This is a genomic window from Pseudomonas sp. NPDC089422, from assembly GCF_044749405.1.
In the GTDB taxonomy this organism is placed as follows: Bacteria; Pseudomonadota; Gammaproteobacteria; order Pseudomonadales; family Pseudomonadaceae; genus Aquipseudomonas.
The window spans coordinates 208,236-231,990 of sequence record NZ_JBIVHW010000004.1; the positions used below are offsets into that span (position 1 = coordinate 208,236).

27 protein-coding genes are annotated in these 23,755 nt (G+C 63.7%); 10 read left to right on the top strand and 17 right to left on the bottom strand.

What is annotated here, in order from left to right; all coding sequences use genetic code 11:
- Nucleotides 1-16 precede the first annotated feature (16 nt).
- Entirely contained in the window at nucleotides 17-868 is an 852-nt protein-coding gene (gene purU / locus ACIPZ8_RS09580; RefSeq protein WP_023378897.1) for a formyltetrahydrofolate deformylase, read from the bottom strand.
- A 298-nt stretch (nucleotides 869-1,166) separates the two neighbouring features.
- Between purU and mvaT the strand changes: the two genes are divergently transcribed.
- A complete protein-coding gene (gene mvaT, locus ACIPZ8_RS09585; protein WP_027917937.1) occupies nucleotides 1,167-1,544 on the top strand; it encodes a histone-like nucleoid-structuring protein MvaT in 378 nt (125 codons plus the stop codon).
- Between the two features lie 70 nt (nucleotides 1,545-1,614).
- Here mvaT and sbcB read toward each other — a convergent pair whose 3' ends face one another.
- The 3 genes from sbcB to ACIPZ8_RS09600 all read right to left on the bottom strand — a co-directional run bounded on the left by sbcB (nucleotide 1,615) and on the right by ACIPZ8_RS09600 (nucleotide 3,968).
- Nucleotides 1,615-3,051, bottom strand: a complete 1,437-nt coding sequence (gene sbcB, locus ACIPZ8_RS09590) for an exodeoxyribonuclease I (RefSeq protein ID WP_400721961.1) — start codon at nucleotides 3,049-3,051, stop codon at nucleotides 1,615-1,617.
- A 46-nt stretch (nucleotides 3,052-3,097) separates the two neighbouring features.
- Nucleotides 3,098-3,457 (bottom strand): PilZ domain-containing protein, encoded by a 360-nt coding sequence (locus tag ACIPZ8_RS09595; protein WP_400721964.1) that lies wholly within the window; start codon nucleotides 3,455-3,457, stop codon nucleotides 3,098-3,100.
- Between the two features lie 124 nt (nucleotides 3,458-3,581).
- Complete coding sequence (locus tag ACIPZ8_RS09600) at nucleotides 3,582-3,968, bottom strand: tol-pal system YbgF family protein (RefSeq protein WP_400721967.1); 387 nt, start codon at nucleotides 3,966-3,968, stop codon at nucleotides 3,582-3,584.
- Nucleotides 3,969-4,149: 181 nt separating this feature from the next.
- Between ACIPZ8_RS09600 and pyk the strand changes: the two genes are divergently transcribed.
- The gene (gene pyk, locus ACIPZ8_RS09605; protein ID WP_110635940.1) at nucleotides 4,150-5,604 is read left to right on the top strand and encodes a pyruvate kinase; all 1,455 of its coding nucleotides are present in this window, start codon (nucleotides 4,150-4,152) and stop codon (nucleotides 5,602-5,604) included.
- Between the two features lie 109 nt (nucleotides 5,605-5,713).
- Here pyk and ACIPZ8_RS09610 read toward each other — a convergent pair whose 3' ends face one another.
- Nucleotides 5,714-6,634, bottom strand: a complete 921-nt coding sequence (locus tag ACIPZ8_RS09610) for an iron-sulfur-binding ferredoxin reductase (protein ID WP_400721970.1) — start codon at nucleotides 6,632-6,634, stop codon at nucleotides 5,714-5,716.
- Nucleotides 6,635-6,884: 250 nt separating this feature from the next.
- Between ACIPZ8_RS09610 and ACIPZ8_RS09615 the strand changes: the two genes are divergently transcribed.
- Nucleotides 6,885-8,408: a fumarate hydratase gene (locus ACIPZ8_RS09615; protein WP_400721973.1), complete on the top strand. Its 1,524-nt coding sequence runs from the start codon at nucleotides 6,885-6,887 to the stop codon at nucleotides 8,406-8,408.
- 59 nt (nucleotides 8,409-8,467) lie between these two features.
- On the opposite strand, the gene ACIPZ8_RS09620 is transcribed toward ACIPZ8_RS09615, so the two are convergent.
- Entirely contained in the window at nucleotides 8,468-9,340 is an 873-nt protein-coding gene (locus ACIPZ8_RS09620) for a carbon-nitrogen hydrolase family protein (protein ID WP_400721976.1), read from the bottom strand.
- On the bottom strand, nucleotides 9,337-9,927 hold the full coding sequence (locus tag ACIPZ8_RS09625; RefSeq protein WP_400721979.1) for a GNAT family N-acetyltransferase: 591 nt from the start codon (nucleotides 9,925-9,927) through the stop codon (nucleotides 9,337-9,339). The genes ACIPZ8_RS09620 and ACIPZ8_RS09625 overlap by 4 nt, the downstream gene beginning before the upstream one ends.
- A 115-nt stretch (nucleotides 9,928-10,042) precedes the next feature.
- Between ACIPZ8_RS09625 and ACIPZ8_RS09630 the strand changes: the two genes are divergently transcribed.
- Nucleotides 10,043-10,441 carry a nuclear transport factor 2 family protein gene (locus tag ACIPZ8_RS09630; RefSeq protein WP_400721982.1) on the top strand — a complete coding sequence of 133 codons (399 nt, stop codon included), beginning with the start codon at nucleotides 10,043-10,045 and terminating at the stop codon, nucleotides 10,439-10,441.
- Between the two features lie 16 nt (nucleotides 10,442-10,457).
- On the opposite strand, the gene ACIPZ8_RS09635 is transcribed toward ACIPZ8_RS09630, so the two are convergent.
- The 6 genes from ACIPZ8_RS09635 to ACIPZ8_RS09660 form a co-directional block, all read right to left on the bottom strand.
- The gene (locus ACIPZ8_RS09635; protein ID WP_054885073.1) at nucleotides 10,458-11,036 is read right to left on the bottom strand and encodes a DJ-1/PfpI family protein; all 579 of its coding nucleotides are present in this window, start codon (nucleotides 11,034-11,036) and stop codon (nucleotides 10,458-10,460) included.
- A 51-nt stretch (nucleotides 11,037-11,087) separates the two neighbouring features.
- The gene (locus ACIPZ8_RS09640) at nucleotides 11,088-12,245 is read right to left on the bottom strand and encodes a phosphatidylserine/phosphatidylglycerophosphate/cardiolipin synthase family protein (protein WP_400721985.1); all 1,158 of its coding nucleotides are present in this window, start codon (nucleotides 12,243-12,245) and stop codon (nucleotides 11,088-11,090) included.
- A gap of 1 nt (nucleotide 12,246) precedes the next feature.
- The gene (locus ACIPZ8_RS09645; protein ID WP_400721988.1) at nucleotides 12,247-12,828 is read right to left on the bottom strand and encodes a YceI family protein; all 582 of its coding nucleotides are present in this window, start codon (nucleotides 12,826-12,828) and stop codon (nucleotides 12,247-12,249) included.
- 44 nt (nucleotides 12,829-12,872) lie between these two features.
- Nucleotides 12,873-13,169 (bottom strand): amidase, encoded by a 297-nt coding sequence (locus ACIPZ8_RS09650; protein WP_400721991.1) that lies wholly within the window; start codon nucleotides 13,167-13,169, stop codon nucleotides 12,873-12,875.
- Nucleotides 13,166-14,248, bottom strand: coding sequence for a serine hydrolase domain-containing protein (locus tag ACIPZ8_RS09655; RefSeq protein WP_400721994.1), 1,083 nt, complete (start codon nucleotides 14,246-14,248; stop codon nucleotides 13,166-13,168). The genes ACIPZ8_RS09650 and ACIPZ8_RS09655 overlap by 4 nt, the downstream gene beginning before the upstream one ends.
- Nucleotides 14,249-14,413: 165 nt before the next feature.
- Nucleotides 14,414-15,301 (bottom strand): acyl-CoA dehydrogenase, encoded by an 888-nt coding sequence (locus ACIPZ8_RS09660; protein WP_400721997.1) that lies wholly within the window; start codon nucleotides 15,299-15,301, stop codon nucleotides 14,414-14,416.
- Nucleotides 15,302-15,448: 147 nt separating this feature from the next.
- Between ACIPZ8_RS09660 and olsB the strand changes: the two genes are divergently transcribed.
- Complete coding sequence (olsB, locus tag ACIPZ8_RS09665; protein WP_400722000.1) at nucleotides 15,449-16,204, top strand: L-ornithine N(alpha)-acyltransferase; 756 nt, start codon at nucleotides 15,449-15,451, stop codon at nucleotides 16,202-16,204.
- Nucleotides 16,204-16,992 carry a lysophospholipid acyltransferase family protein gene (locus ACIPZ8_RS09670; protein WP_400722001.1) on the top strand — a complete coding sequence of 263 codons (789 nt, stop codon included), beginning with the start codon at nucleotides 16,204-16,206 and terminating at the stop codon, nucleotides 16,990-16,992. The genes olsB and ACIPZ8_RS09670 overlap by 1 nt, the downstream gene beginning before the upstream one ends.
- A gap of 250 nt (nucleotides 16,993-17,242) precedes the next feature.
- On the opposite strand, the gene ACIPZ8_RS09675 is transcribed toward ACIPZ8_RS09670, so the two are convergent.
- A complete protein-coding gene (locus ACIPZ8_RS09675) occupies nucleotides 17,243-17,830 on the bottom strand; it encodes an ACP phosphodiesterase (protein WP_400722004.1) in 588 nt (195 codons plus the stop codon).
- A 152-nt stretch (nucleotides 17,831-17,982) separates the two neighbouring features.
- Between ACIPZ8_RS09675 and ACIPZ8_RS09680 the strand changes: the two genes are divergently transcribed.
- Together ACIPZ8_RS09680 and ACIPZ8_RS09685 are read left to right on the top strand one after the other, a co-directional pair.
- Nucleotides 17,983-18,285, top strand: a complete 303-nt coding sequence (locus tag ACIPZ8_RS09680) for a helix-turn-helix transcriptional regulator (protein ID WP_054885082.1) — start codon at nucleotides 17,983-17,985, stop codon at nucleotides 18,283-18,285.
- 17 nt (nucleotides 18,286-18,302) lie between these two features.
- Nucleotides 18,303-19,352, top strand: a complete 1,050-nt coding sequence (locus ACIPZ8_RS09685) for an alkene reductase (RefSeq protein WP_400722007.1) — start codon at nucleotides 18,303-18,305, stop codon at nucleotides 19,350-19,352.
- A gap of 36 nt (nucleotides 19,353-19,388) precedes the next feature.
- Here ACIPZ8_RS09685 and ACIPZ8_RS09690 read toward each other — a convergent pair whose 3' ends face one another.
- The 3 genes from ACIPZ8_RS09690 to ACIPZ8_RS09700 form a co-directional block, all read right to left on the bottom strand.
- A complete protein-coding gene (locus tag ACIPZ8_RS09690) occupies nucleotides 19,389-20,210 on the bottom strand; it encodes an ATPase (protein WP_400722010.1) in 822 nt (273 codons plus the stop codon).
- Nucleotides 20,211-20,297: 87 nt separating this feature from the next.
- Nucleotides 20,298-21,293, bottom strand: coding sequence for an NAD-dependent epimerase/dehydratase family protein (locus ACIPZ8_RS09695; RefSeq protein ID WP_400722012.1), 996 nt, complete (start codon nucleotides 21,291-21,293; stop codon nucleotides 20,298-20,300).
- A gap of 45 nt (nucleotides 21,294-21,338) precedes the next feature.
- Complete coding sequence (locus ACIPZ8_RS09700) at nucleotides 21,339-22,229, bottom strand: LysR family transcriptional regulator ArgP (RefSeq protein WP_400722015.1); 891 nt, start codon at nucleotides 22,227-22,229, stop codon at nucleotides 21,339-21,341.
- 90 nt (nucleotides 22,230-22,319) lie between these two features.
- On the opposite strand from ACIPZ8_RS09700, the gene ACIPZ8_RS09705 reads away from it, so the two are divergent.
- Together ACIPZ8_RS09705 and ACIPZ8_RS09710 are read left to right on the top strand one after the other, a co-directional pair.
- A complete protein-coding gene (locus ACIPZ8_RS09705; RefSeq protein ID WP_110635890.1) occupies nucleotides 22,320-22,919 on the top strand; it encodes a LysE/ArgO family amino acid transporter in 600 nt (199 codons plus the stop codon).
- A 191-nt stretch (nucleotides 22,920-23,110) separates the two neighbouring features.
- The gene (locus ACIPZ8_RS09710) at nucleotides 23,111-23,707 is read left to right on the top strand and encodes a superoxide dismutase (RefSeq protein WP_400722017.1); all 597 of its coding nucleotides are present in this window, start codon (nucleotides 23,111-23,113) and stop codon (nucleotides 23,705-23,707) included.
- Nucleotides 23,708-23,755 lie beyond the last annotated feature (48 nt).

Here is a 23,755-nt window from a genome sequence, read left to right on the forward strand (position 1 = left end):
GCAGCCCCATGCAATATCAGTCGAATACGACTGTCTTGTTGCCATGCACCAGCACGCGGTCTTCCAGGTGATAGCGCAGGCCGCGGGCCAGCACCATCTTCTCGACGTCACGGCCGAAGCGGACCATGTCTTCGATGCTGTCGGCGTGGCTCACACGCACCACGTCCTGCTCGATGATCGGGCCGGCATCCAGCTCTTCGGTCACGTAATGGCAGGTCGCGCCGATCAGCTTCACGCCACGCAAGGCCGCCTGGTGATACGGTTTGGCGCCGACGAACGACGGCAGGAAGCTGTGGTGGATGTTGATGACCTTTTCGGCGTAGTCCTGGCACAGTTGCGGCGGCAGGATTTGCATGTAACGCGCCAGCACCACCACGTCAGCCGCGTGCTCCTGGACCAGGCGCGACACTTCGGCAAAGGCCGGGGCCTTGTCCTTCGGATCGACCGGCACGTGGAAGAACGGAATGCCGTGCCACTCGACCATGCTGCGCAGGTCGTTGTGGTTGGAAATCACACAAGGGATCTCGCAATCCAGTTCATCGGTGTGCCAGCGGTGCAGCAGGTCGGCCAGGCAGTGCGATTCGCGGCTGGCCATCAGCACCACGCGCTTCTTCTGCGCCGAGTCGGTGATACGCCAGGTCATGGAGAACTCTTCGGCGATCGGCGCGAAGGCCTCGCGGAACGCCTCGATACCGAATGGCAGCGACTCGGCGCGGATTTCATGGCGCATGAAGAACCAGCCACTTTGCTCATCGGAGTGGTGGCTGGCTTCGTTGATCCAGCCGTTGTACAAGGCCAGGAAATTACTGACTTTCGCCACGATGCCAACACGGTCGGGGCAGGCGATCACCAGACGATAGGTGCGCATGAATTAAGACTCCAGAACTTCGCAAAGGCGCTCATTCTAGCGGCCCGACCAGAAAAACGCAGTAATCATTGCGCCCGCCGGTAGCGCCATGCCCGGCACACCCGGCTTGTGAGCCCTGCTGCTACAGCCTGACGACAATCAAGACGAACTGCAGGGCTGTATGTAAATTTTTCTTAATCTTGAGATAATTTGTCACAGGGTTAATAACAGTTAAGTGCCGAATAATATGTTTACTTGAGAGTATCGCCTGTCTATTATTGCCCCACACATTTCTGAACACGCATCAAAGGAACACTCCATGTCCCTGATCAACGAATACCGCGCTACCGAAGAAGCCATCAAGGAACTTCAGGCCCGCCTGGCCAACCTGTCGCAGGATGACAAGCTGAAGAAAGAACTGGAGTTCGAAGGCAAACTGCGCACCCTGATGGGCGAATACTCCAAGTCGCTGCGCGACGTCATTGCCCTGCTCGACCCAGAGTCGAAACTGAGCAAAGCACCACGCGGTGCAGCGAAACCTGTTGCTACCAAGCGTGCGCGCAAGGTCAAGCAATACAAGAACCCGCACAACGGTGAAGTGATCGAAACCAAAGGCGGCAACCACAAGACCCTGAAAGAATGGAAAGCCAAATGGGGTGGCGACGTGGTTGAAAGCTGGGCGACTCTGCTGGACTGATAGTCCACAGCCAAGCGCGACATATGCAAACAAGAACGCCGGCATGATGCCGGCGTTTTTGTTATCGCGCTCAAAGGCTGATAGCAAACTGCTCACTCAAGTTGCGGGCATGCACCTGCCAGGCGTCCAACACCCGCCGCCCGGCCTCGTCGGTATTGGCCCAGGCGCTCAGCCTGGCCTGCTCGAAATCACCCAGCGTGTTCGGCGCCCCCCACTGCGGGTCGCTCAGGCGCTGCTGGCAGAAACCATACCAGCGCTGGCGCTCCTCGCTGTTCAAGGTCTCCGGGAAGTTACGGGCGCGGTAACGGAACAACAACTCCGGCAGGCGTGGATCATCGAACATCCAATGGCCGTGCCCTAATTGCGCAGGGTCCAGCGTGCGAACTTGCTCGCACAGACGGCGGTCACGGTCACCGATGAAACCGTCATACAACTGCTGTTCCGGGTCTTCAACCGCAGCGAAATCCTCCTTGCCGTAGATATGCTCAAGCTTGTCTTGCCATTCCGCCTGTTGATTAGCCAACTGTTCAGCGCGTGATTGCACCAGTGGCAGATCGATGCCCAGTCGCTGCTGATCGGCAGGGCGCAATACCGAAAGCGGCGCGACTACCGGGCAGCGATTGATCTGCACCAACTTGAGCGGTACCGGTAATTCTCCTTCCGATAACTCATCATGCCGTGTGTACAAACGCTCGCGCAGTACCTCGGCACGTTCCCTTATTAACGGTAGGGTTTCCTGATGCAGGTCGCACACAATCAGTGCATTGCGATTACGCGGGTGCCAGGCCAATGGCAGGACTACGCCCAGATAATTACGCGCTGCAGAAAAGCGCCCGGATATATGCACCAGTGGCTGTAACAGACGGACCTGCTCCATCACTTTGTGCTTGCTGCGCAACTGGAACAGCCACTCGTACAACTTGGGTTGTTTCTGCCTTATCAAGCGTGCCAGAGCGATCGTGGCCCGTACGTCGGAAAGCGCTTCATGGGCATGCCCATGATCGATGCCATTGGCCTGGCTGAGCAGTTCCAGGCGCAGGCTGGTGCGCCCATCCTGTTGCGGCCAGACGATGCCTTCCGGACGCAGGGCGTAGGCCGTGCGCACCACGTCGATCAGGTCCCAGCGGCTGTTGCCTCCCTGCCACTCGCGGGCATAAGGGTCAAAGAAGTTGCGGTACAGGCTGTAGCGGGTCACTTCATCGTCGAAGCGCAACGTGTTGTAGCCGGCAGCGCATGTGCCGGGGCGCGCCAGCTGCGCATGGACCCGGGTCATGAACTCGGCTTCGCACAGGCCCTGGTTGGCGAGTTGCTCGGGGGTGATGCCGGTGACCAGGCAGGCGGCCGGGTGCGGCAGAATATCGTCCGACGGTCGGCAGTAGAGGTTGATCGGCTCTTCGATCTCGTTGAGTTCGAGGTCGGTGCGCACACCAGCGACCTGCAGCGGCCGGTCGCAGCGCGGGTTGATGCCAGTGGTTTCGTAGTCGTGCCAGAAGATGCTGGAAGTCACGGGGTCGTCCTGTTTCGAGGTCGACCCGATTCTAGCGGAGACCGGCTCAGGCGGAAGCGTTGGCGCGGCGGAAACTGAAATAGTCGCGCAGCGAGCGGACGAATTCGTCGTATTCGCGCGGTGCTTGCAGCAGCATGAAACCGGAGTCGTAGTGGCCTGGTGTCTGGTCTTCGCGGCACCACAGGCAACTGGCGGTCAGGTTGATGAACTGAAACCCGCCACCGGCCAGTGGCAGGCGCAATTGCAGCTCGAAGTCCGGGCCGACCAGCACGGGCAGCGAGCTGATCAGCATGATCCCGTCTTCGGAGGCATTGCCCAGCTGACCGATCGGCTGATCGGTAAAGCGGTTGTAGACCTTCAGCACACAAGGCAACTGATGGCGTTCGATATGGCGTTGGATGAACATGATCGCGAGTGCAGTCCCGTACCTGATGCCAGGAATGCAAGGTACTGGCGGTTGTTGTAACAGCTGAGTTACAGACTAGCGCAGCGCGTCGGTCAAATCTCGTGAAATTAAAGACACCTTGGTGTTAACGCCAAGTGGGGGTATTGACCGGGTTGGCCACCGCCGCCTCTGCACCACGGTAGTGCCCGAGCTTCTGCAGGGTCTCCAGGCGCGCCTTGGCCCGGTAGGCGTATTCATTGCCCGGGTACTGCTGGATCAGGTACTCGTAGGTCTGCGCCGCATCCACATAGAGCATGTCACGCTCCAGGCACTGGCCACGCAGCAGCGACACTTCCGGGTGGATGAACGGCCGCGCACGGCTGGTGCGGTCGACCTGCGACAACTCCAGCATGACCTTCGAGCAATCGCCCCGGTCATAGGCGCGGTAGGCGTTGTTCAGGTGGTGGTCCATGGACCAGCGGGTGCAGCCGACGGTGCTGACCGCCAGGGCGATTATGATCAGGGCGCGCATGGGGTATCTCCTTTGATGCCTGTTTATCGGCCATTGCCGGCAAATCTTCACAGCCTTTTGCAAGGATACTCCCGCCCGTTCAAATGCCACCCTGCATTGGTCGCAGGTAGTGCAACGGAACAATGACTACAGCGCAATTGAGGAGTAGCCTTTCGCTGCGCTTCACTATAGGAGTCTGTGCATGAGCATCCGCCGTACCAAAATCGTCGCCACCCTTGGCCCCGCCAGCAACTCGCCGGAAGTGATCGAACAGCTGATCCTCGCCGGCCTGGACGTGGCACGCCTGAACTTCTCCCACGGCACTCCGGACGAGCACAAGGCACGCGCCCGCCTGATCCGTGACATCGCCGCCAAGAACGGCCGCCATGTCGCACTGCTGGGCGACCTGCAGGGTCCGAAGATCCGCATCGCCAAGTTCGCCAACAAGCGCATCGAACTGAAGATCGGTGACAAGTTCACCTTCTCCACCGCCCACCCGCTGACCGAAGGCAACCAGGACATCGTCGGTATCGACTATCCCGACCTGGTCAAGGACTGCGGCGTCGGTGACGAACTGCTGCTCGACGACGGCCGTGTGGTCATGCGCGTCGAGACCGCCACCGCAGACGCCCTGCACTGCGTGGTGATCATCGGTGGCCCGCTGTCGGACCACAAAGGCATCAACCGCAAAGGTGGCGGCCTGACCGCGCCGGCCCTGACCGAAAAAGACAAGGCCGACATCAAGCTCGCCGCGGAAATGGACCTGGACTACCTGGCCGTCTCCTTCCCGCGTGACGCCAGCGACATGGAATACGCCCGCAAGCTGCGTGACGAAGCCGGCGGCAGCGCCTGGCTGGTGGCCAAGATCGAACGCGCCGAAGCCGTTGCCGACGACGAGACCCTCGACAAGCTGATCCTCGCCTCCGACGCCGTCATGGTTGCCCGTGGCGACCTGGGTGTGGAAATCGGCGACGCCGAGCTGATCGCCATCCAGAAGAAGATCATCCAGCACGCCCGCCGCAACAACAAGGCGGTAATCGTCGCGACCCAGATGATGGAGTCGATGATCCAGAACCCGATGCCGACCCGCGCCGAAGTGTCCGACGTGGCCAACGCCGTGCTGGACAACACCGACGCGGTGATGCTGTCGGCCGAGAGCGCCGCCGGTTCGTATCCGATCGAAGCCGTGCAGGCCATGGCCCGTATCTGCTCCGGTGCCGAAAAGCACCCGACCAGCCAGAAGTCCAGCCACCGCCTGCACACCACCTTCGAGCGTTGCGACGAAAGCATCGCCCTGGCGGCGATGTACACCGCCAACCATTTCCCGGGCGTGAAGGCGATCATCGCCCTGACCGAAAGCGGCTACACCCCGCTGATCATGTCGCGTCTGCGTTCGCATGTGCCGATCTTCGCGCTGTCGCCGCACCGCGCCACCCAGGCCCGTGCCAACATGTTCCGCGGCGTCTACCCGATCGCCTTCGACCCGGCTTCGCTGCCGGCCGACAAGGTCAGCCAGGCAGCCGTCGACGAGCTGCTCAAGCGCGGCCTGGTGGAGCAAGGTGACTGGGTGATCCTGACCAAGGGTGACAGCTACCACACCATCGGTGGCACCAACGGCATGAAGATCCTGCACGTCGGTGATCCGCTGGTCGGCTGATAGCCTTTGAGGCCTCATCGCGACCTGCGGTCGCTCCTACAGGAAATCGCAATTCACCGTAGGAGCGACCGAAGGTCGCGATAAGGCCCGCACAGGCAACACAACCACCTCAAACATGCTCGACGAACACATCAGCAAACACCTGCCCCCGCGGCACCCCGGCAATGAACAGCCGCCGGGCAAACCGCTCGACACTCCCCGGCGCCCCGCACACCAGCGCCACTGTCTGCCGCGATGACGGCCGCAACCCCGCCAGCGCTTCCTCCATCTGCTCCGCCAGCACCAGCTCGACCTTCACCCCCTGCAGTTGCATCAACGGCTCAGCCAGATAGTGCCCAGCGCGGTCCCGCGCCACATGCACCACCTTGATTTCTCCCTGATGCCCCTGGCGCAATGCTTCGCGCAAGATGCCCCACAACGGCGCCAACCCGGTGCCCGCTGCCAGCAACCAGAGCGGCCGCGCCTGCCAGTCCGGGTCGTAGTGCAACGCCCCGCCCCTGAACTCACCCAGGCGCAACTCATCGCCCGCCTTCAGCCCACGGGCCTTGTCGCAAAAGGCACCTGCTCGTTGGCAATCGATATGAAATTCAAGGAAATCATCTTCCCCCGGCAGGCTGGCCAGGGAATAAGGCCGAGCTACCGTACCCAACCACACCACCACATGCTGCCCCGCCTGATAACGCAACCCTCGCTCCGGCTGCACGCGCAAGCGCAGTACATCGCCAAACCAGTCCACGGCGCAGACCCGCGCTGGCACGCCGTCCTGCTGCGGGTCGAACACCGCCACGCGCAAGTCCTCGACCACCCGGCACTGGCAGGCCAGGCGCCAGCCCTGGGCATGCTTGTCCAGCGCCAGGGCCTCGGGCAAGGCGTCCACCGGCTGCCCTTGCAGGCAATGCACCAGGCAGGCATGGCAACTGCCGGCACGGCAGCTGTAGGGCACATTCAGCCCGGCCTCGTTCAAGGCATCGAGCAGGTTGCTGCCGGTCGGCACCGCCCAGCGGCGCGCGCCCACGCGTAGTTCTGGCATGGTAAGTCTGTCTCCATCGATCACTGGGTCACTGTATGCCAAGCGCGCATTGGCAGCAAAAAGGATGCCTGGCGCCTGCCGACCATGGTCCAGACCACGCGCAGGTGTTTCGCGCGGTGAGGCGCGCTATACTGCCGCGCCCTTTTGCGTCGGCCAGCCTGCCGGCGCGCCTTGCAAGGCGCTTCGACACGCTGGTCGGCACCGTCGAGCGTCTTTTTGAATGTTCCCGTCTTTAAGAGGAGCGCGCTGCATGACCGTGATCAAGCAAGACGACCTGATTCAGAGCGTCGCCGACGCCCTGCAATTCATCTCGTACTACCACCCCGTCGATTTCATCCAGGCGATGCACGAGGCCTACCTGCGCGAAGAGTCGCCTGCCGCACGCGACTCCATCGCCCAGATCCTGATCAACTCGCGCATGTGCGCCACCGGCCACCGCCCGATCTGCCAGGACACCGGTATCGTCACCGTGTTCGTCCGCGTGGGCATGGACGTGCGCTGGGATGGCGCCACCCTGAGCGTCGACGACATGATCAACGAAGGTGTGCGTCGCGCCTACAACCTGCCTGAGAACGTCCTGCGCGCCTCGATCCTGGCCGACCCGGCCGGTGCCCGCAAGAACACCAAGGACAACACCCCGGCCGTCATCCACTACTCCATCGTCCCAGGCGACAAGGTCGAGGTCGACGTTGCAGCCAAAGGCGGCGGCTCGGAGAACAAGTCGAAGATGGCTATGCTCAACCCGTCCGACTCGATCGTCGACTGGGTGCTCAAGACCGTCCCGACCATGGGCGCTGGCTGGTGCCCGCCTGGCATGCTTGGCATCGGCATCGGCGGTACCGCCGAGAAGGCCGCGGTGATGGCCAAGGAAGTGTTGATGGAGTCCATCGACATCCACGAACTGAAAGCCCGTGGCCCGCAGAACCGCCTCGAAGAGATCCGCCTGGAGCTGTTCGACAAGGTCAACCAGCTGGGCATCGGCGCCCAGGGCCTGGGCGGCCTGACCACCGTGCTCGACGTCAAGATCATGGACTACCCGACCCACGCGGCTTCGCTGCCGGTCTGCATGATCCCCAACTGCGCCGCCACCCGCCACGCCCACTTCGTGCTCGACGGCTCCGGCCCGGCCGAGCTGGAAGCGCCGTCGCTGGACGCCTACCCGGAAATCGTCTGGGAAGCCGGCCCGAGCGCCCGCCGCGTCAACCTCGACGACATCACCCCTGAGGAAGTCGCCAGCTGGAAGCCGGGCGAGACCATCCTGCTCAACGGCAAGATGCTCACCGGCCGCGACGCCGCGCACAAGCGCATGGTCGAAATGCTCAACCGCGGTGAAGAACTGCCGGTGGATCTGAAAGGCCGCTTCATCTACTACGTCGGCCCGGTCGACCCGGTCGGTGACGAAGTGGTAGGCCCAGCCGGCCCGACCACTGCCACCCGCATGGACAAGTTCACCCGCCAGATCCTCGAGCAGACCGGCCTGCTGGGCATGATCGGCAAGTCCGAGCGTGGCCCGACCGCGATCGAAGCGATCAAGGACAACAAGGCCGTGTACCTGATGGCCGTGGGTGGCGCTGCCTACCTGGTGGCCCAGGCCATCCGCAAGTCGAAGGTCCTGGCCTTCGCCGAGCTGGGCATGGAAGCGATCTACGAGTTCGAGGTCAAGGACATGCCGGTGACCGTCGCGGTCGACAGCAACGGTGAGTCGGTGCACATCACTGGCCCTGCCCTGTGGCAGAGCAAGATTGCCCAAAGCCTGGCAGTCGAAGTGAAGTAAACCTGCAGTAACCGTTGCGGCCTCTTCGCGGCTTTACCCGCGAAGAGGCCGCAACGGTTCTACACAATTCTGTCAAACTGCTCCGGCCAGTCCCTGCGGGTAAACACCTGCCCTTCCCGCCTCACCCGCCGCACTTCCTCCAGATCCACCTCGCACACCAGCCACTGGCTGCTCACCGGGCTCATCGCCCCACTCAACGCGACCACCCCGTCCCCCGGCATTCCATGATCGGGTGGAACGAACAGCCCAGCCCGGCCGATGTTCTCATCCAGTGCCGGCGACCACGGCGCCGCCCCCACCGTCGGGCTCTGCAACACGGCAATCTGGTTTTCCAGTGCCCGTGCCTGCACGCCAATGCGTACCCGATGGTAGCCCGCCTCGGTGTCGGTGCAGCTGGGCGCCAGGATCAGGTCGACACCCCCCTCGGCCAGGCGCCGCGCCAGCATCGGGAACTCATTGTCATAGCAGATCAGGATGCCCAGGCGGCCAAGATCGGTGTCGAACACCTGCAGGCCATGACCTGCAGCAATGCCCCACTGCTCCCGCTCGAAGCGGGTCATGATCAGTTTGTCCTGATAGCCGAGCACGCCCTCGGGGCCGAACAGCCAGGCACGGTTGCGGTATTGCCCATCAAGGTCGAGCACCGGCAGGCTGCCCGGCTGCAGGTAGATGCCCCAGCGCCGGGCAATCCCTTCGCACAACGCCAACCAGGGCTCGATCAGCGGCTGGATACCGGCGATCGAGGCCTTGAGTTCACCACGCTGTTCGGCCGGCAACTGGCCGCTGAGCACCAGCCCGGCGTACTCCGGCAACAGCAGCAGCCGGGCGCCTGCCGCCACGCCCTCGGCACACAAGGCCTGCAGATGCTCGGCATAGGCGTCCCAGGTTTCATGCAGCTCGATGGCGTACTGGCAAGCCGCCAGGCGGATCAAATGGGCAGCTCCTTGGTCCAGAACGACATGATCTTTTCCGAGCTTTCCGGCTCGTCCAGGTCACGCCAGGCGTAGCTGGTGCGCAGGGCCGGGTCATGCAGGAAGCCACGATTGCGCCAGAACCCGTGCAGCGGCTTGTAGTCCGCAGGACGACGCGGATGCACACCTGGGCGCTCCACGGCACAGAACGCGCAAAAGTCGAATTCGGCCAGTTTGTGGGCATAGGACTCGCGCTCGATGAAGAAGCGCACGCCCAGGCCCCGGCCACGGTACTCCGGCAGTACCAGCGACTCACCAAAGTAGTAGACGCTGGCCGGGTCGCGCCCCAGGGCCAGGAATGGCTGCTGGAACTGCGGGTCCACGTCCACCAGCGGCAGGCCGGTGGAGGCGCCAACCACCTGGCCGTCGTCCAGGGCCAGCACCACCAGGCTGCGCCCGGAACGGGTGTAGCTGGCCAGGTAGTCGGCCTCGTACTCCGGGGTGCCATCGTAGAGGTAGGGGAACTCGCGGAACACGGTCAGGCGCAGGCGAGCGAGGTCATCGATGTAAGGCGCGATAGCGGCGCCGTGCAACAGGCGTATTTCCATGCTTGGCGGTCGTTTTGTCGATGTGGATGACGCGCTCGGCTAAGCCGGGCTTGAGGGGAAACCCTATCATCCGAGCCAACCCACTGCCTTTTCCCTACACGACAGGAATTGTTCCATGACCGCTACCGAACTGGTAAATGCTTACTATGCCGCCTTCAATGCCGGCGATATGCCGGCCTTCCTGGCGCTGCTCAGCGAAGACGTGATCCACGACATCAACCAGGGCGAGCGGCACATGGGCAAGGCTAAGTTCGCCGCGTTCATGGACAAGATGAACCGCTGCTACCGCGAGCGCCTGGCCGACATCGTGGTGATGCAGAACGCCGACGGAAGCCGGGCGGCTGCAGAATTCACCGTGCATGGCGAATACCTGGCCGACGATGAAGGGCTGCCGGCAGCCAATGGGCAGACCTACGTGCTGCCGGCGGGGGCCTTCTTCTACATCCACTGCGGCAAGATTGCCCGGGTCACCAACTACTACAACCTCAATGACTGGATCGAGCAGGTCGCCTGAGCCTGTACCGGCCCTTTCAGGCGATACGGGTGCCCAGCACCTTGAGGAAGGCCGCCAGCCAGGCCGGGTGCGCCGGCCAGGCGGGCGCGGTCACCAGGTTGCCATCGACATGCGCCTGGTCCACCGCGATATCGATGAACGTGCCACCGGCCAAGCGCACTTCCGGCGCACAAGCCGGATATGCACTGCACTCGCGCCCCTCCAGCACACCCGCTGCCGCGAGCAACTGCGCGCCATGGCAGACCGCCGCAATCGGCTTGCCGGCCTGGTCGAACGCCCTCACCAGTTCCAGCACCTTCTCATCCAGGCGCAGGTACTCCGGCGCCCGACCACCGGGGATCAGCAACGCGTCGTAACCCTCCGCCCGTACCCGCACGAAGTCGTAGTTCAGGGCGAAATTGTGCCCAGGCTTTTCGCTGTAGGTCTGCTCGCCTTCGAAGTCATGAATCGCCGTGCGCACGGTCTGCCCCGCGACCTTCTCCGGGCATACCGCATGCACCGTGTGCCCGACCATGCTCAGCGCCTGGAACGGCACCATGGCTTCGTAATCTTCGACATAGTCGCCCACCAGCATGAGAATCTTCTTCGCCGTCATCGCACCCACTCCTTCGATTGCCTAAGGACAGTCACTGCACGATAGCCGTTCTCAGTCGCGCCGGTCGAGCAAGTTGACCACCAGCCGGTCCAGCCATCCCCACACGCGCTGCTTCACCCGACGCCACAGCGGCCGGGCATGCCAGTGGTCAAGGTCGACCACCTCGCTCAAGGCAAAATCACGCTCGAAGCTGGCCTGCACGGCAGCCGTCAACGGCGGGTCGAGTGCCTCGATATTGGCCTCCAGGTTGAAGCGCAGGTTCCAGTGATCGAAGTTGCACGAACCGACACTGACCCAGTCGTCGATCAGCACCATCTTCAGGTGCAGGAAGCACGGCTGGTACTCGTAGATGCGCACTCCGGCACGCAGCAATCGGGGGTAATAGCGGTGCCCGGCATACCGCACCGAAGGGTGGTCGGTACGTGGCCCGGTCAGCAGCAACCGCACGTCGACGCCTTTGCCAGCGGCGCGACGCAACGACCGGCGTACGCTCCAGGTCGGCAGGAAGTACGGCGTGGCCAGCCACACCCGCTGTTTGCCACTGTTGATCGCCCGTACCAGCGAATGGAGGATGTCCTGGTGCTGGCGGGCGTCGGCATAGGCCACCCGGCCCATGCCCTGGCCTTGCACCGGCACCTTGGGCAAGCGCGGCAGGCCAAAGCCCTCGGCCGGGCGCCAGGCGGTGCGGCGGTTGTTGGCTTGCCACTGGCGGTCAAACAGCAACTGCCAATCGGTCACCACCGGCCCTTGCATCTGCACCATCACCTCGTGCCAGGCGCTGGTCGCCTCACCGGGCGTCCAGAACTCATCGGTGACGCCCGTGCCGCCCACCACCGCCCAGCGCTCGTCCACCAGCAACAGCTTGCGATGGTCGCGGTAAAGGTTGCGAAAACCCCGCTTCCAGCGCAGGCGGTTGTACCAGCGCAAGTACACCCCGGCCTCCAGCAGGCGCTGGCGCAACGCCGCGTTGAAGGCTAGCGAACCATAGTCATCGAACAGGCAACGCACCCGCACGCCACGCCGTGCTACCTGCTCAAGCGCCTCCACCACCGCCTCGGCACAAGCACCGGCCTCGACCAGATACAACTCAAGATCGACCTGGAACTCGGCGCGCATGATCGCCTGGAGCATGCGCGGAAAGAATTCGGGGCCGTCGATCAGCAGTTCGAACTCATTGCCACCCCGCCAGGGGAAGACCGGCCCCGGCATGTCAGCGAGCGTTGAAGATCAGTACCGCATTGACCGGTACCGATGGGTTGATGGACTTCAGCCTGGCGAACTTGCGCAGGCTTTCCAGCCCTGGCAACAGGCCAAAATCCGAGGCCCGCAGCACCAGGGGTTCGAGGGTCACCACCTGGAAGCGCCGCTCATCCAGGCGGGTGGCCAGCAGCAGCGCGTTGTAACTGTGCGATTGGCCATGCAGGGTGACGGTCAGCGGCAGGCGCAGTTCGATCTGCGCACCGTCGGCCAGGTCGTTGATCGGCCGCAGGTCGATCTGCGCCTTTACGCTCGCCTCGGCGAAGCGCTCTACCTCGAACAGGTTGTCGCGCATCTGCTCGTCACGCAGCGGGATGCCGCTGCTCACCGAGTCCATCTCGATGCTCAGCGCAGCCGCGCCCTTGCGGTTGACGCTGCCGTGCATCACCAGAAAACGATGCACCTCGGCGGTATCACCGTTCTTGCCGGTGACGAATGACAAGCGTGATGACTCACCATCGAGGTGCCAGTTGGCGTGGGCAGGCAGGCACAAAGCCAGCAGCAGGGCAGGTAGAAAACGGGGCAGCTTGAACATGACAGGTCTCGTGAAACTTGACCGTCAACCTTACCCGCCCGCCCTCATGGCAGCAAGCGGCAGCCGGCTCGCGCGCCCTGCCAGGCCGCCTGGTTGCGCTGACCGAGGCCCTCGGCGGTGACCCGCCGTTGCAGGCCGTCTTCCTCCAGCCGGCTCAGCGGCAGCCATTGCTTCACATACCCACGGCAATAGGCCTCGTCGAAGCCCATGACGAAGCGGCACGAGCAGTACTCCTTGGCCGAATAGGCCGACAGGATGCCCGGGAAGTCCGCCAGCGCCTGGCGCTCCAGCCAGGCCCACCCGAGCAGGGCGACAACCACTAGCAACAGCACGCGCTTCATGTCCCCTCCTTGGCCAGCGCCGCCAGCACCCGCTTGAGCAGTTCGTTATGGCGGTAGCTGCCATCGCGGTCATCGGCATAGCGCACGATCAGCAGCTTCTGCGACGGCACGATATACAGCGCCTGGCCCCAGTGGCCGAGCGCGGCGTAGGTATCGGTCGGGGCATCGGGCCAGGGTGTCGGGCTTCCTGCCAATGGCTGATTAAGCCACCAGTGGCCGCCCGGATTGGCTTCGCCGGGTATCGCGGCGGCCTGGGTGAACAGTGTGCGGTTGAAGGCAACCCAGCTTGCTGGCAACAACTGGCGACCTTGCCAGCGGCCATCGCGCTGCATCAGCAAGCCAATGCGCGCCAGGTCGCGGGCACTGAGATAGAGGTAGGAAGAGCCGACCAACGTGCCCGCGCCGTCACGCTCCCAGATCGCGCTGTCGATGCCCAGCGGGGTGAACAGTGCCTGCCAGGGGTAGTCGGCATAGGTGCCGGCATCGAGCATGCCGCGCAATGCGGCGGCCAGCACGTTGCTGTCGCCACTGGAGTAGAGAAAGCGCTGGCCGGGCTGTTCGGCGCTGGCGCGGGCTGCGGTATAGGCCGCCATGTCGTCGCGCCCGCGGGTATAGAGCATGGCCACGACAGAGGACTTCAACGGTGCGTACTCGTAGTCTTCCTGCCAGTCCAGGCCGCTGGCCCAGTGCAACAGGTCGGCCAGGTGCACGCCAGGATGGGCCTGCATCGGCGGGTAGAAACGTGCAGCCGGGTCCTGCAGCAGGAAGCGGCCTTCACCCTGGGCGACGCCCAGCACGGTGGCCAGCACGCTCTTGCTGACCGACCAGGTCAGGTGGGCGGTATTGGCAGTGGTGGGGGCACTGTAGCGTTCGTGGAGGATGCGACCGTCACGGATGATCAACAAGGCGTCGGTGCGGATGCCGCTGCGTTCGCTGGCGTTGCGTTGGGGGAAGGCGTAGCTGTCCACGGCCTGCCAATCGAAGGTGGTGTTGTCGATTGGCCAGTCAGGTTCGGGCCAGACTTCGGCCCAGGCGGGCATGATGGTCAGGCCGATGATTACCAACAGGGTCTTGATCATTAGGCGTGCCTAGTTGGGGCCGCTTCGCGCCCCATCGCAGGCAAGCCAGCTCCCACATGTCCAGCGCACGCTTGAAGCATTGCACCGTCCTGTAGGAGCTGGCTTGCCTGCGATAGGCTGCAGAGCAGCCCCAGGATCTATAGGATCACGCAGTCTTGCAGGTTTTCATGACAACCCTGCTGCCAACCAGGCCTTGGCCAGGCGCTTTTCCCGCGCCGCAGTGGCCAATGCCAATACGCCCTGATCCCGCTGCCACAGTTGCGCCCACTGCTCCGGCCCTGCCAGCAGGGCCTTGTCGATCGCCCCGCGCAGCTCCTGGAACTGCGAGAACAATCCCCCCAGCAACAGGTGGCAGCCGACGCTGTCGGCACATTGCCGACTGCCCTCGGCACACCCTGCCAACAATCCAAGCAAGCGCAGGCGCAGCTCCTGCGGCCAGTCGCACTCCTGCCCTACCCCATACAACCAAGCGGTCAGCGACGCGAGTACGTAGAGATCCTCCAGCGAGCGGAACGGTTTGACATAGGCGTCCCAACCATCGCCAGCCAGCAGCTCACAGGCCGCATCCTGCAAATGCAATCGACCATGCCCTACCTCAGGCATCAGCGGCAGGGTCGGCAGTGCCTCCAGCGTCACCCCCGACTCCCCCGGGTAAACCACCGCCAGGTTCAGCCGTGGCGCTTCACCCAGCGCTTCGCTGCGTGCGGCCACCAGCAGCCACTCGGCATCCAGGCCGGCGGTGACGAAATCCTTGTTGCCGTTCAGGCGCAAACCGACCAGCCGGGTGTGCATGTCCGCCGGGCGCACGCTGCGCCGCTCGGTGGCGCACAGGGCACCAAGGGTGGAGGGTGCACTGGGCCAGAGCACGCGCAAGGCGGCCTGGTAACCGACGAGAAAGGCCAGGCCCGGCGTGGCCATGGCGCGCCCGCCCAGCACCGCCAGTTCGAACGGGGCAACCGCGCCAAGGCGCTCGAGCTGCGCGGCATAGGTCTCGCCCAAGGTGCCGGCCAGGGGCTGGCGGAGAGGGTCGTTGAGTCGTTGCAACCAGGCCATCGGACGCTCCTTCAAGGGGGCTGTTCTGGGGTGTCATGCAAGCATCACCAAAGATTCACAGGGGTGACACCGCGCCTACCTAGGCTGACTTTGCACAACAAAGCCGACCGGCCGCAACCCTTCATGGCTGGCTTATGGAGACTCGTAATGACTCGGATCGCTCACTCTGGCGACAACAGCACTGAACGCCGTCTGCAAGCCGAACGCCTGGTCGGCGCCGCGGCCCTGCAGGAAGCCCAGGCCCTGCGCTACAAGGTATTCAGCGCGGAATTCAAGGCCAAGCTCAAAGGCGCCGAACTGGGCCTGGACATGGATGACTACGACGTACATTGCCGCCACATCGGCGTGCGCGACCTGAGCACCGGCGAGCTGGTGGCCACCACCCGCCTGCTCGACCACCAGGCCGCCAGCAGCCTGGGGCGCTTCTACAGCGAAGAAGAATTCAGCCTGCACGGCCTGCTGCAGCTGCAAGGCCCGATCCTCGAACTGGGCCGCACTTGCGTTGCCCCTGACTACCGCAACGGCGGCACCATCGCCGTGCTCTGGGGCGAACTGGCCGAAGTGCTCAACGAGGGCCGCTACAGCTACCTGATGGGCTGCGCCAGCATCCCCATGCAGGACGGCGGCGTGCAGGCCCACGCGGTCATGCAGCGCCTGCGCGAGCGCTACCTGTGCACCGAGCACCTGCGTGCCGAGCCAAAGAACCCGTTGCCCAGCCTGGCCCTGCCGAACAATGTCATCGCCGAAATGCCGCCGCTGCTCAAGGCGTACATGCGCCTGGGCGCGAAGATCTGCGGCGAGCCGTGCTGGGACGAGGACTTCCAGGTGGCCGACGTGTTCATCCTGCTCAAGCGCGACGACCTTTGCCCGCGCTACGCCCGCCACTTCAAGGCAGCGGTCTGATGCCTGGCCTGCGGGTGCTAGCCCGCCTCGCCCGGCTGCTGCTGGTGCTGTCGCTCGGCATGCTCATGGCCGGCGTCATCGCCGTGGGTGAACGCCTGGCAATCAAGGCGTCCAGCGAGCTTCGCCAGCGCTGGTCGTGCTGGTTCATGAAGCGACTGGTCGGCGCCCTGCCCTTCGAGGTGCGGGTGATCGGTGAGCTGCCACAACGGCCGATGCTGTGGGTCAGCAACCACGTGTCCTGGACCGACATTCCCCTGCTCGGCATGCTGCTGCCGTTGTCTTTCCTGTCCAAGGCTGAGGTGCGCCACTGGCCGGTGGCCGGCTGGCTGGCGGAAAAGGCCGGCACGCTGTTCATCCGCCGCGGTGGTGGTGACGGCCAACGCCTGCGCGAACAGATCAGCGACCAGCTGGGGCAGGCCCGGCCGCTGCTGATCTTCCCCGAAGGCACTACCACCGACGGTCGCCAGCTGCGCACCTTCCACGGTCGTCTGCTGGCCGGGGCCATCGACCAGGGCGTGGCCGTGCAGCCGGTGGCCATTCAGTACCTGCGCAATGGCGAGGCGGACCCGATTGCGCCGTTCATTGGCGACGATGACCTGGTTTCGCACCTGATGCGCTTGTTTGCCGAGCCTCGGGGCGAGGTACGTATTCACGTGTTGAAGCCGATTGGCAGCGTCGGGAAGGAACGTGCGGCGCTGGCGTTTCAGGCGCAACAGGCGATTCACATGGCGTTGTTCGGGGTTGAGGAAGTGGCGGCGGTGCCTCGGCGTCAGGCTCGCGCTGCCTGAGCCTGGCGTTGAAGTTGTGTGGTATTCAAGATCGAGCGCCGCCCGCGCGGCGCATCGCGGATAAATCCGCTCCTACATTTGTTGCAACGTGGCCATGCCTGTGAGGCCATGGTTGTCAGCCTTGTCTGTAAAGCTCAAGTCTTGCACCAAGGCGGGCAACCATGGCGTAACAGGTTCGGTACGTTGCAACAAATGTAGGAGCGGATTTATCCGCGATGCGCCGCGCGGGCGGCGCTCGATCTCACAGGCGCTAAATCTCCCCCGTCATACGCCCGGCCGCCGCAAACGCCTGCAACTGTGGGTAAAACTCGCGAAAATCCGCCAGCAACGGTACATACAACCGCTCCAGCTCATCCATCACCCCGGCCATCCCTTCGGGCCGCGATAGGCGCCGGGCAATGCCGTTGAACACCTGCTCCAGCGTGGCAAAATCGCCATAAGCCCCCAGCCAGTCATCTGCCGCCATGAACGGCGCAATCCGCGCCAGCCGCCCCGGCAACTCGGGCTCGGCCAGCAACACCCGGTAGAAATCCCCGGTGAACTGCACCAGCGGCTGCTCGGCGTAATCCCCCCAGTGCCGCGCCAGGCAATGGTCGAAAAACACATCCAGAACGATCCCGGCAAAACGCCGCCGCTCCCGCGGAAAACGCGCCAGCGCTGCCAGCACCAAGGGGTGCTGGTCGGTATAGCTGTCGATATGCCGGTGCAGCCGGATCGCCGCCTCCAGCGCAGGCGGGAAGCGCCCCTCCAGCGAACCTTTGACGAAGTCGCCATACAGGCTGCCGAGCAGTTGTTGCGGCGCCGGGCCGCCCAGGTGCAGGTGTGCGAGGTAGTTCATGGACGCAGTCTAGCACCCCCATCGCGTATATCGTTATAACGCGATATAGCGATTCGTGCTCAGCTCAGAACCTCTTCATATTTGTATATCGCGAAATACCGATGTACGTTTCGTCCTATCGCGATATACCGCTACAGCACGAGCCTCAACCCATGCCACTCGATCTCGACGAAATCATAAAAGCACTGGCCCACCCGGTCAGGCGAGAAATCCTCAGCTGGCTGAAAGACCCGGCAACGCAATTCCCCGACCAGTACCACAGCACCGAGAACGGTGTCTGTGCCGGGCAGATCGACCAGCGCTGCGGGCTGTCGCAGTCGACCGTCTCCGCCCACCTGGCGACCTTGCAGCGGGCCGGCCTGATCAGCAGCCAGAAGGTCGGCCAGTGGCACTTCTTCAAACGCAACGAGGCCACCATCGAGGCGTTCCTCGAACAACTGCGCCAAGCGCTTTGACAAGGCAGGTAACCGTTATGACCACGCTTTTCGATCCGATCCAACTGGGCGACGTGCAACTGCCCAACCGCATCATCATGGCCCCGCTGACGCGCTGCCGCGCCGATGAAGGCCGCGTGCCCAATGCGCTGATGGCCGAGTACTACGTACAGCGCGCCAGCGCCGGCCTGATTCTCAGCGAAGCGACGTCGGTCACCCAGATGGGTGTCGGCTACCCCGACACCCCCGGCATCTGGAACGACGAGCAGGTACGCGGCTGGAACAATGTCACCAAGGCCGTGCATGGCGCTGGTGGGCGCATCTTCCTGCAGCTGTGGCACGTTGGCCGTATCTCCCACCCCAGCTACCTCAATGGTGAGCTGCCGGTGGCCCCCAGCGCTATCCAGGCCAAAGGCCACGTCAGCCTGGTGCGCCCGCTGAGCGACTACCCGACCCCGCGCGCACTGGAAACCGAAGAGATCGCCGACATTGTCGAGGCCTACCGCAGTGGTGCCGAGAACGCCAAGGCTGCCGGCTTCGATGGCGTGGAGATTCACGGCGCCAACGGCTACCTGCTCGATCAGTTCCTGCAGAGCAGCACCAACCAGCGTACCGACCGCTACGGCGGCTCACTGGAAAACCGCGCACGGCTGCTGCTGGAAGTGACCGATGCGGCCATCGAAGTGTGGGGGGCCGGCCGCGTCGGCGTGCACCTGGCACCACGCGCCGATGCCCATGACATGGGCGATGCCGACCGCGCCGAAACCTTCACCTACGTGGCGCGCGAGCTCGGTAAACGCGGCATTGCCTTTATCTGCTCGCGGGAGAAGGAAGCCGACGACAGCATCGGCCCGCTGATCAAAGCGGCATTTGGCGGGCCATACATCGTCAACGAGCGCTTCGACAAGGCCAGTGCCAATGCTGCATTGGCGGCGGGCAAGGCCGATGCGGTGGCATTTGGCGTGCCGTTTATCGCCAACCCGGATCTGCCGGCGCGACTGGCGGCGGATGCGCCATTGAATGAGGCACATCCTGAGACCTTCTATGGCAAGGGGCCGGTGGGCTACATCGACTACCCGCGCCTGTAAGCAAGATTGCCGGGGCCCTTTGCGGCCCCAGCATTCTCACGGCCGGGAATTGATCTGCTGCTGCAGATTCTGGATCTGGCTCTGCAGGGTATTGAGGTTACGCGTGGTCTGCCCACGGAACGCATCGAACTCCTGCACCGTCGCCCCGCTCGACGTCGCTGAGCGGTTTTCCATCTGGGTCTTGAGCACCAGCACATCCTGCTCCAGGCTTTCCACTGCAGCTTTCTGGTTGCCCTGCTTCTTCAGCGCGGCCACTTCATCATTCAGGCTCTTCAGCTGGCCATCGAGCTTGCCGCCATCCACTTGCCCCGATTTCAGCGCCGCCAGCTCGGCGTTCACCGCCTTCAACTGTGCCTGCAGTTGAGTCTGCAGCTCGGTCACCGCCTTCTGCTGCTCACGGGTATCGGCCAGCACCTGCTCCAGGCGCTTGCCCAGGTCACCGGCCTGCCCCGCCACACCTTGCTGCTGCTTGCCCTGCTCGGTCAGGCTGGCCTGCAACTGACGGATCTGCAGCTTCAGTGCTTCACTGCCGGTGGTACTCGACGTCTCGCTGGCATCGACCTTGCCGCTGATCGCCTGCAAGCGGCCGGCGGCTTCTTCGCTGATACGCGCAAAGCTCTCCTGGGTGGCCACCAGCTGCTGCTCCATCAGCGAGATCTGCTGGAAGCTCCACCAGCCCAGCCCGGCCAACGCGATGAACGACGCCCCCAGCAATGCCCACAGTGGCCCGGTGCTGGCCGGCTTGGCGGCCTTCTGGCGGCTACGCGAGACGTGCGCCGGCAGCAACTCGTCGTCATCGGGGGTACCCGCGCGCAGGGTGGGCACATCATTGAAATCGTCGTTGGCATCGTTACGCATAGGTGGCTTCAACCGCGGTAGTAGCAAAGAGACATGAGTATAAACCGCTCACGCGGCGCACTGATGACCATGATCTGCAGATCTGGTTCACTGCCCCGGCGGCAGATGCTTCCACCAGGCACAGAATTCATCCAGCGCGGTCCACAGGCTGACCTTGGGCTGGTAATCGAGGTATTGGCGGGCGCGGCTGATGTCCAAGGTGAAATCACGGCTCATCACCTGCATGCCCAGGCGCGACAAGGTCGGCTGCGGGCGCCCGGGCCAGAGCAGGCAGGCGGCCTCGTTCAAGGCGGCCAGGCTGTAGGCCAGGCCATAGGAGCGGTAGCGGGTGACCTGCGGCAGCTGCATCTGGCGCATCACGTAGTTGACCACGTCCCACAGCGGCAGTGGCTGGCCGTTGCTGATGTTGTAGGCCTGGCCCAGGGCGCGGTCCTCGGCGAACAGTGCGCTGAGCAATGCCTCGTTGAGGTTGTGCACACTGGTGAAGTCGACCTTGTTCAGGCCGTTGCCGATGATCGCCACCCGGCCCTTGCGCTGCATCTGCATCAAGCGCGGGAAAATGCTCGCATCACCGGCCCCGGTGACGAAGCGTGGGCGCAGCGCCAGCACCTCCAGGCCGAACTCCTGGGCACCGAAGACTTTCTGCTCGGCAATATGCTTGGTTTGCCCATAGTGGTCGTGAAAACGGCGCGGCACCTGGTCTTCACGGATACCCAGGCGCGAATGGCCGTTGAAGTAGATCGACGGCGACGACAGGTGCACCAGGCGCCGCACATGCTCCTTGAGGCAACCTTCGACGACGTTTTCCGTGACTACCACATTGCCTTGGTAGAAGTCCTGGTAACGCCCCCAGTTACCCACCGCGCCTGCGCAATGCACCACGGCCTCGACCCCCTGGCAAAGGCGACGGGCCAGTTCAGGATCACCCAGGTCGCCAGGGATGAACTGCGCGCCGCGTTTGACCAGGTGCTCCACGCCCTCGGCACGCCGGCCGCTGACCCGCACAGCCAGGCCCTGCTCCAGGGCAAAGCGCGCAAAGCGCCCGCCAATGAAGCCGCTCGCGCCGGTGACCAGAATTTGCATGTATGACTCCGCCTTGATTTCAGATGCAACAGACGCCAGCCGCCGCTACAAGGGCACCAGCCAATGCCGTGCCGTGTGCCGCAGGTGTTCGGTCAGTTGCGCGAGCAGGTGCCCGCCGTTGCGCCAATGATGCCAGTACAACGGCACATCGATGGGAGTATCGCTGCAGATTTCCACCAACCGGCCATTGGCCAACTGTTCACGGGCCTGCAACTCGGGCACCAGGCCCCAGCCCAGGCCGGCCTCGGTCATGCGCAGAAAGCCTTCGGACGAAGGGCACAGGTGGTGCAGGAAACCATCCTGAATCCCCAGCGAAGCCAGGTAACGGTGCTGCAGGAAATCGTCCGGTCCATAGACGATGGCCGGTGTGCGGGCCAGCCGTTGCGCCGCAAAACCCTGCGGGAAGTACCGTGCCATGAACCCTGGGCTGGCCAGCGCCCGGTAGCGCATGGCCCCCAGTGGCAGGCTGCGTGCGCCAGCCACCGGCCGCTCGCTGCCACACAGGCAGGCTGCCACTTCACCGGCACGCATGCGCTTGAGGCCGACCTCCTGGTCTTCCACCACCAGGTCGGTGAGCAACTGATGCTCGGCGCAGAATGCCCCCACCGCGCCGGCCCACCAGGTCGCCAGGCTGTCGGCATTGAGGGCGATACGCAGGCGCTCGGGCGTGCCCTCCTCGTCCAGTGCCGGCACCTGACGCTGCAGGTCACGCTCGAGCAGGCGCACCTGCTGCACATGGTTGAGCAACTGGCGGCCGACCTCGGTCGGGCTCGGCGGCGTGGCACGTACCAGCACCGGCTGGCCGACCCGCGCCTCGAGCAGCTTGATGCGCTGTGAAATGGCCGACTGTGACAGCCCCAGCACCTGCGCGGCACGTTCGAAACCGCCTTGTTCGATCACTGCCGCGAGGGCAGCCAGCAGCTTGTAGTCGAACATCGATTTTCCTAATGACGGATCAGCGCTATTTGTTTTTCTTATACAGCGACCCTCGCCACAATAGCCAGCATCTTTTATGGAGTACTCGCCATGTGGCAAAGCTATCTCAACGGCATGCTGGTGGCCTTCGGCCTGATCATGGCCATCGGTGCACAAAACGCCTTCGTTCTCGCCCAGAGCCTGCGTCGCGAGCACCACTTGCCGGTGGCTGCACTGTGCATCGTCTGCGACGCGATCCTGGTGGCGGCCGGGGTGTTCGGCCTGGCCACGGTGCTGGCGCACAACCCGACGTTGCTGGCGATCGCCCGCTGGGGCGGCGCGGTGTTCCTCATCTGGTACGGCGCCAAGGCCCTGCGCAGCGCCTTTTCCAAACAGAGCCTGCAGCATCAGGAAGGCCAGGGCATGCGCTCGCGCCGGGCGGTACTGCTGAGCGCGTTGGCGGTGACCCTGCTCAACCCGCACGTGTACCTCGACACGGTGCTGCTGATCGGTTCGCTGGGGGCCCAGCAGACGGTGCCTGGCGCTTATGTCGCCGGCGCCGCCAGTGCTTCGCTGCTGTGGTTCTCGACCCTGGCGATCGGTGCCGCGTGGCTGGCGCCATGGCTGGCGCGCCCAGCCACCTGGCGGATGCTCGACCTGATGGTGGCGGTGATGATGTTCGCTGTGGCGGCGCAACTGATCTTCAATTGAAGGCCGCCGGTCGGCGGCCGCCAACCGCTCTGGAACCTCTATTCCCTATCTTTGTTGCGTGGTTATGCGCCGGGCCCGGTGCTATGATCCAGCCCTTGCGTCGCAAAGAGTACAAACTCGCCGACGTACATCGGGCCGCCCGTGATCGGCCTTGCGCAAACCGCAAACAGACCTGAATCAGGAGATCCACCATGGCTTTTGAATTGCCGCCGCTGCCGTACGCCCACGATGCCCTGCAGCCGCACATCTCCAAGGAAACCCTGGAGTATCACCACGACAAGCACCACAACACCTATGTCGTGAACCTGAACAACCTGGTCCCAGGCACCGAATTCGAAGGCAAGACCCTGGAAGAGATCGTCAAGAGCTCTTCGGGCGGCATCTTCAACAACGCCGCTCAAGTCTGGAACCACACCTTCTACTGGAACTGCCTGGCACCTAACGCCGGTGGCCAGCCGACCGGCGCCCTGGCTGATGCCATCAACGCCGCTTTCGGTTCCTTCGACAAGTTCAAGGAAGAGTTCTCCAAGACTTCGATCGGCACCTTCGGTTCCGGCTGGGGCTGGCTGGTGAAGAAAGCTGACGGTTCCCTGGCCCTGGCCAGCACCATCGGCGCCGGCTGCCCGCTGACCAGCGGCGACACCCCGCTGCTGACCTGCGACGTCTGGGAACACGCCTACTACATCGACTACCGCAACCTGCGTCCGAAGTACGTCGAGGCGTTCTGGAACCTGGTCAACTGGAAATTCGTTGCCGAGCAGTTCGAAGGCAAGACCTTCACGGCCTGATTGATTCAGCCCTGACCCAGAAGCCCGGCCCAGTGCCGGGCTTTTTTG

What these genes read in the sequence shown, in the direction of transcription:
- ACIPZ8_RS09625 (WP_400721979.1), bottom strand. Translation starts at nt 9,927, where the DNA reads ATGGAAATACGCCTGTTGCACGGCGCCGCTATCGCGCCTTACATCGAT.
- ACIPZ8_RS09640 (WP_400721985.1), bottom strand. Translation starts at nt 12,245, where the DNA reads ATGCCGGGGCCGGTCTTCCCCTGGCGGGGTGGCAATGAGTTCGAACTG.
- ACIPZ8_RS09630 (WP_400721982.1), top strand. Translation starts at nt 10,043, where the DNA reads ATGACCGCTACCGAACTGGTAAATGCTTACTATGCCGCCTTCAATGCC.
- purU (WP_023378897.1), bottom strand. Translation starts at nt 868, where the DNA reads ATGCGCACCTATCGTCTGGTGATCGCCTGCCCCGACCGTGTTGGCATC.
- pyk (WP_110635940.1), top strand. Translation starts at nt 4,150, where the DNA reads ATGAGCATCCGCCGTACCAAAATCGTCGCCACCCTTGGCCCCGCCAGC.
- ACIPZ8_RS09615 (WP_400721973.1), top strand. Translation starts at nt 6,885, where the DNA reads ATGACCGTGATCAAGCAAGACGACCTGATTCAGAGCGTCGCCGACGCC.
- ACIPZ8_RS09655 (WP_400721994.1), bottom strand. Translation starts at nt 14,248, where the DNA reads ATGATCAAGACCCTGTTGGTAATCATCGGCCTGACCATCATGCCCGCC.
- olsB (WP_400722000.1), top strand. Translation starts at nt 15,449, where the DNA reads ATGACTCGGATCGCTCACTCTGGCGACAACAGCACTGAACGCCGTCTG.
- ACIPZ8_RS09685 (WP_400722007.1), top strand. Translation starts at nt 18,303, where the DNA reads ATGACCACGCTTTTCGATCCGATCCAACTGGGCGACGTGCAACTGCCC.
- ACIPZ8_RS09645 (WP_400721988.1), bottom strand. Translation starts at nt 12,828, where the DNA reads ATGTTCAAGCTGCCCCGTTTTCTACCTGCCCTGCTGCTGGCTTTGTGC.
- ACIPZ8_RS09595 (WP_400721964.1), bottom strand. Translation starts at nt 3,457, where the DNA reads ATGTTCATCCAACGCCATATCGAACGCCATCAGTTGCCTTGTGTGCTG.
- ACIPZ8_RS09680 (WP_054885082.1), top strand. Translation starts at nt 17,983, where the DNA reads ATGCCACTCGATCTCGACGAAATCATAAAAGCACTGGCCCACCCGGTC.
- ACIPZ8_RS09710 (WP_400722017.1), top strand. Translation starts at nt 23,111, where the DNA reads ATGGCTTTTGAATTGCCGCCGCTGCCGTACGCCCACGATGCCCTGCAG.
- ACIPZ8_RS09700 (WP_400722015.1), bottom strand. Translation starts at nt 22,229, where the DNA reads ATGTTCGACTACAAGCTGCTGGCTGCCCTCGCGGCAGTGATCGAACAA.
- ACIPZ8_RS09695 (WP_400722012.1), bottom strand. Translation starts at nt 21,293, where the DNA reads ATGCAAATTCTGGTCACCGGCGCGAGCGGCTTCATTGGCGGGCGCTTT.
- mvaT (WP_027917937.1), top strand. Translation starts at nt 1,167, where the DNA reads ATGTCCCTGATCAACGAATACCGCGCTACCGAAGAAGCCATCAAGGAA.
- ACIPZ8_RS09675 (WP_400722004.1), bottom strand. Translation starts at nt 17,830, where the DNA reads ATGAACTACCTCGCACACCTGCACCTGGGCGGCCCGGCGCCGCAACAA.
- ACIPZ8_RS09650 (WP_400721991.1), bottom strand. Translation starts at nt 13,169, where the DNA reads ATGAAGCGCGTGCTGTTGCTAGTGGTTGTCGCCCTGCTCGGGTGGGCC.
- ACIPZ8_RS09670 (WP_400722001.1), top strand. Translation starts at nt 16,204, where the DNA reads ATGCCTGGCCTGCGGGTGCTAGCCCGCCTCGCCCGGCTGCTGCTGGTG.
- ACIPZ8_RS09610 (WP_400721970.1), bottom strand. Translation starts at nt 6,634, where the DNA reads ATGCCAGAACTACGCGTGGGCGCGCGCCGCTGGGCGGTGCCGACCGGC.
- ACIPZ8_RS09600 (WP_400721967.1), bottom strand. Translation starts at nt 3,968, where the DNA reads ATGCGCGCCCTGATCATAATCGCCCTGGCGGTCAGCACCGTCGGCTGC.
- ACIPZ8_RS09660 (WP_400721997.1), bottom strand. Translation starts at nt 15,301, where the DNA reads ATGGCCTGGTTGCAACGACTCAACGACCCTCTCCGCCAGCCCCTGGCC.
- ACIPZ8_RS09635 (WP_054885073.1), bottom strand. Translation starts at nt 11,036, where the DNA reads ATGACGGCGAAGAAGATTCTCATGCTGGTGGGCGACTATGTCGAAGAT.
- ACIPZ8_RS09690 (WP_400722010.1), bottom strand. Translation starts at nt 20,210, where the DNA reads ATGCGTAACGATGCCAACGACGATTTCAATGATGTGCCCACCCTGCGC.
- ACIPZ8_RS09705 (WP_110635890.1), top strand. Translation starts at nt 22,320, where the DNA reads ATGTGGCAAAGCTATCTCAACGGCATGCTGGTGGCCTTCGGCCTGATC.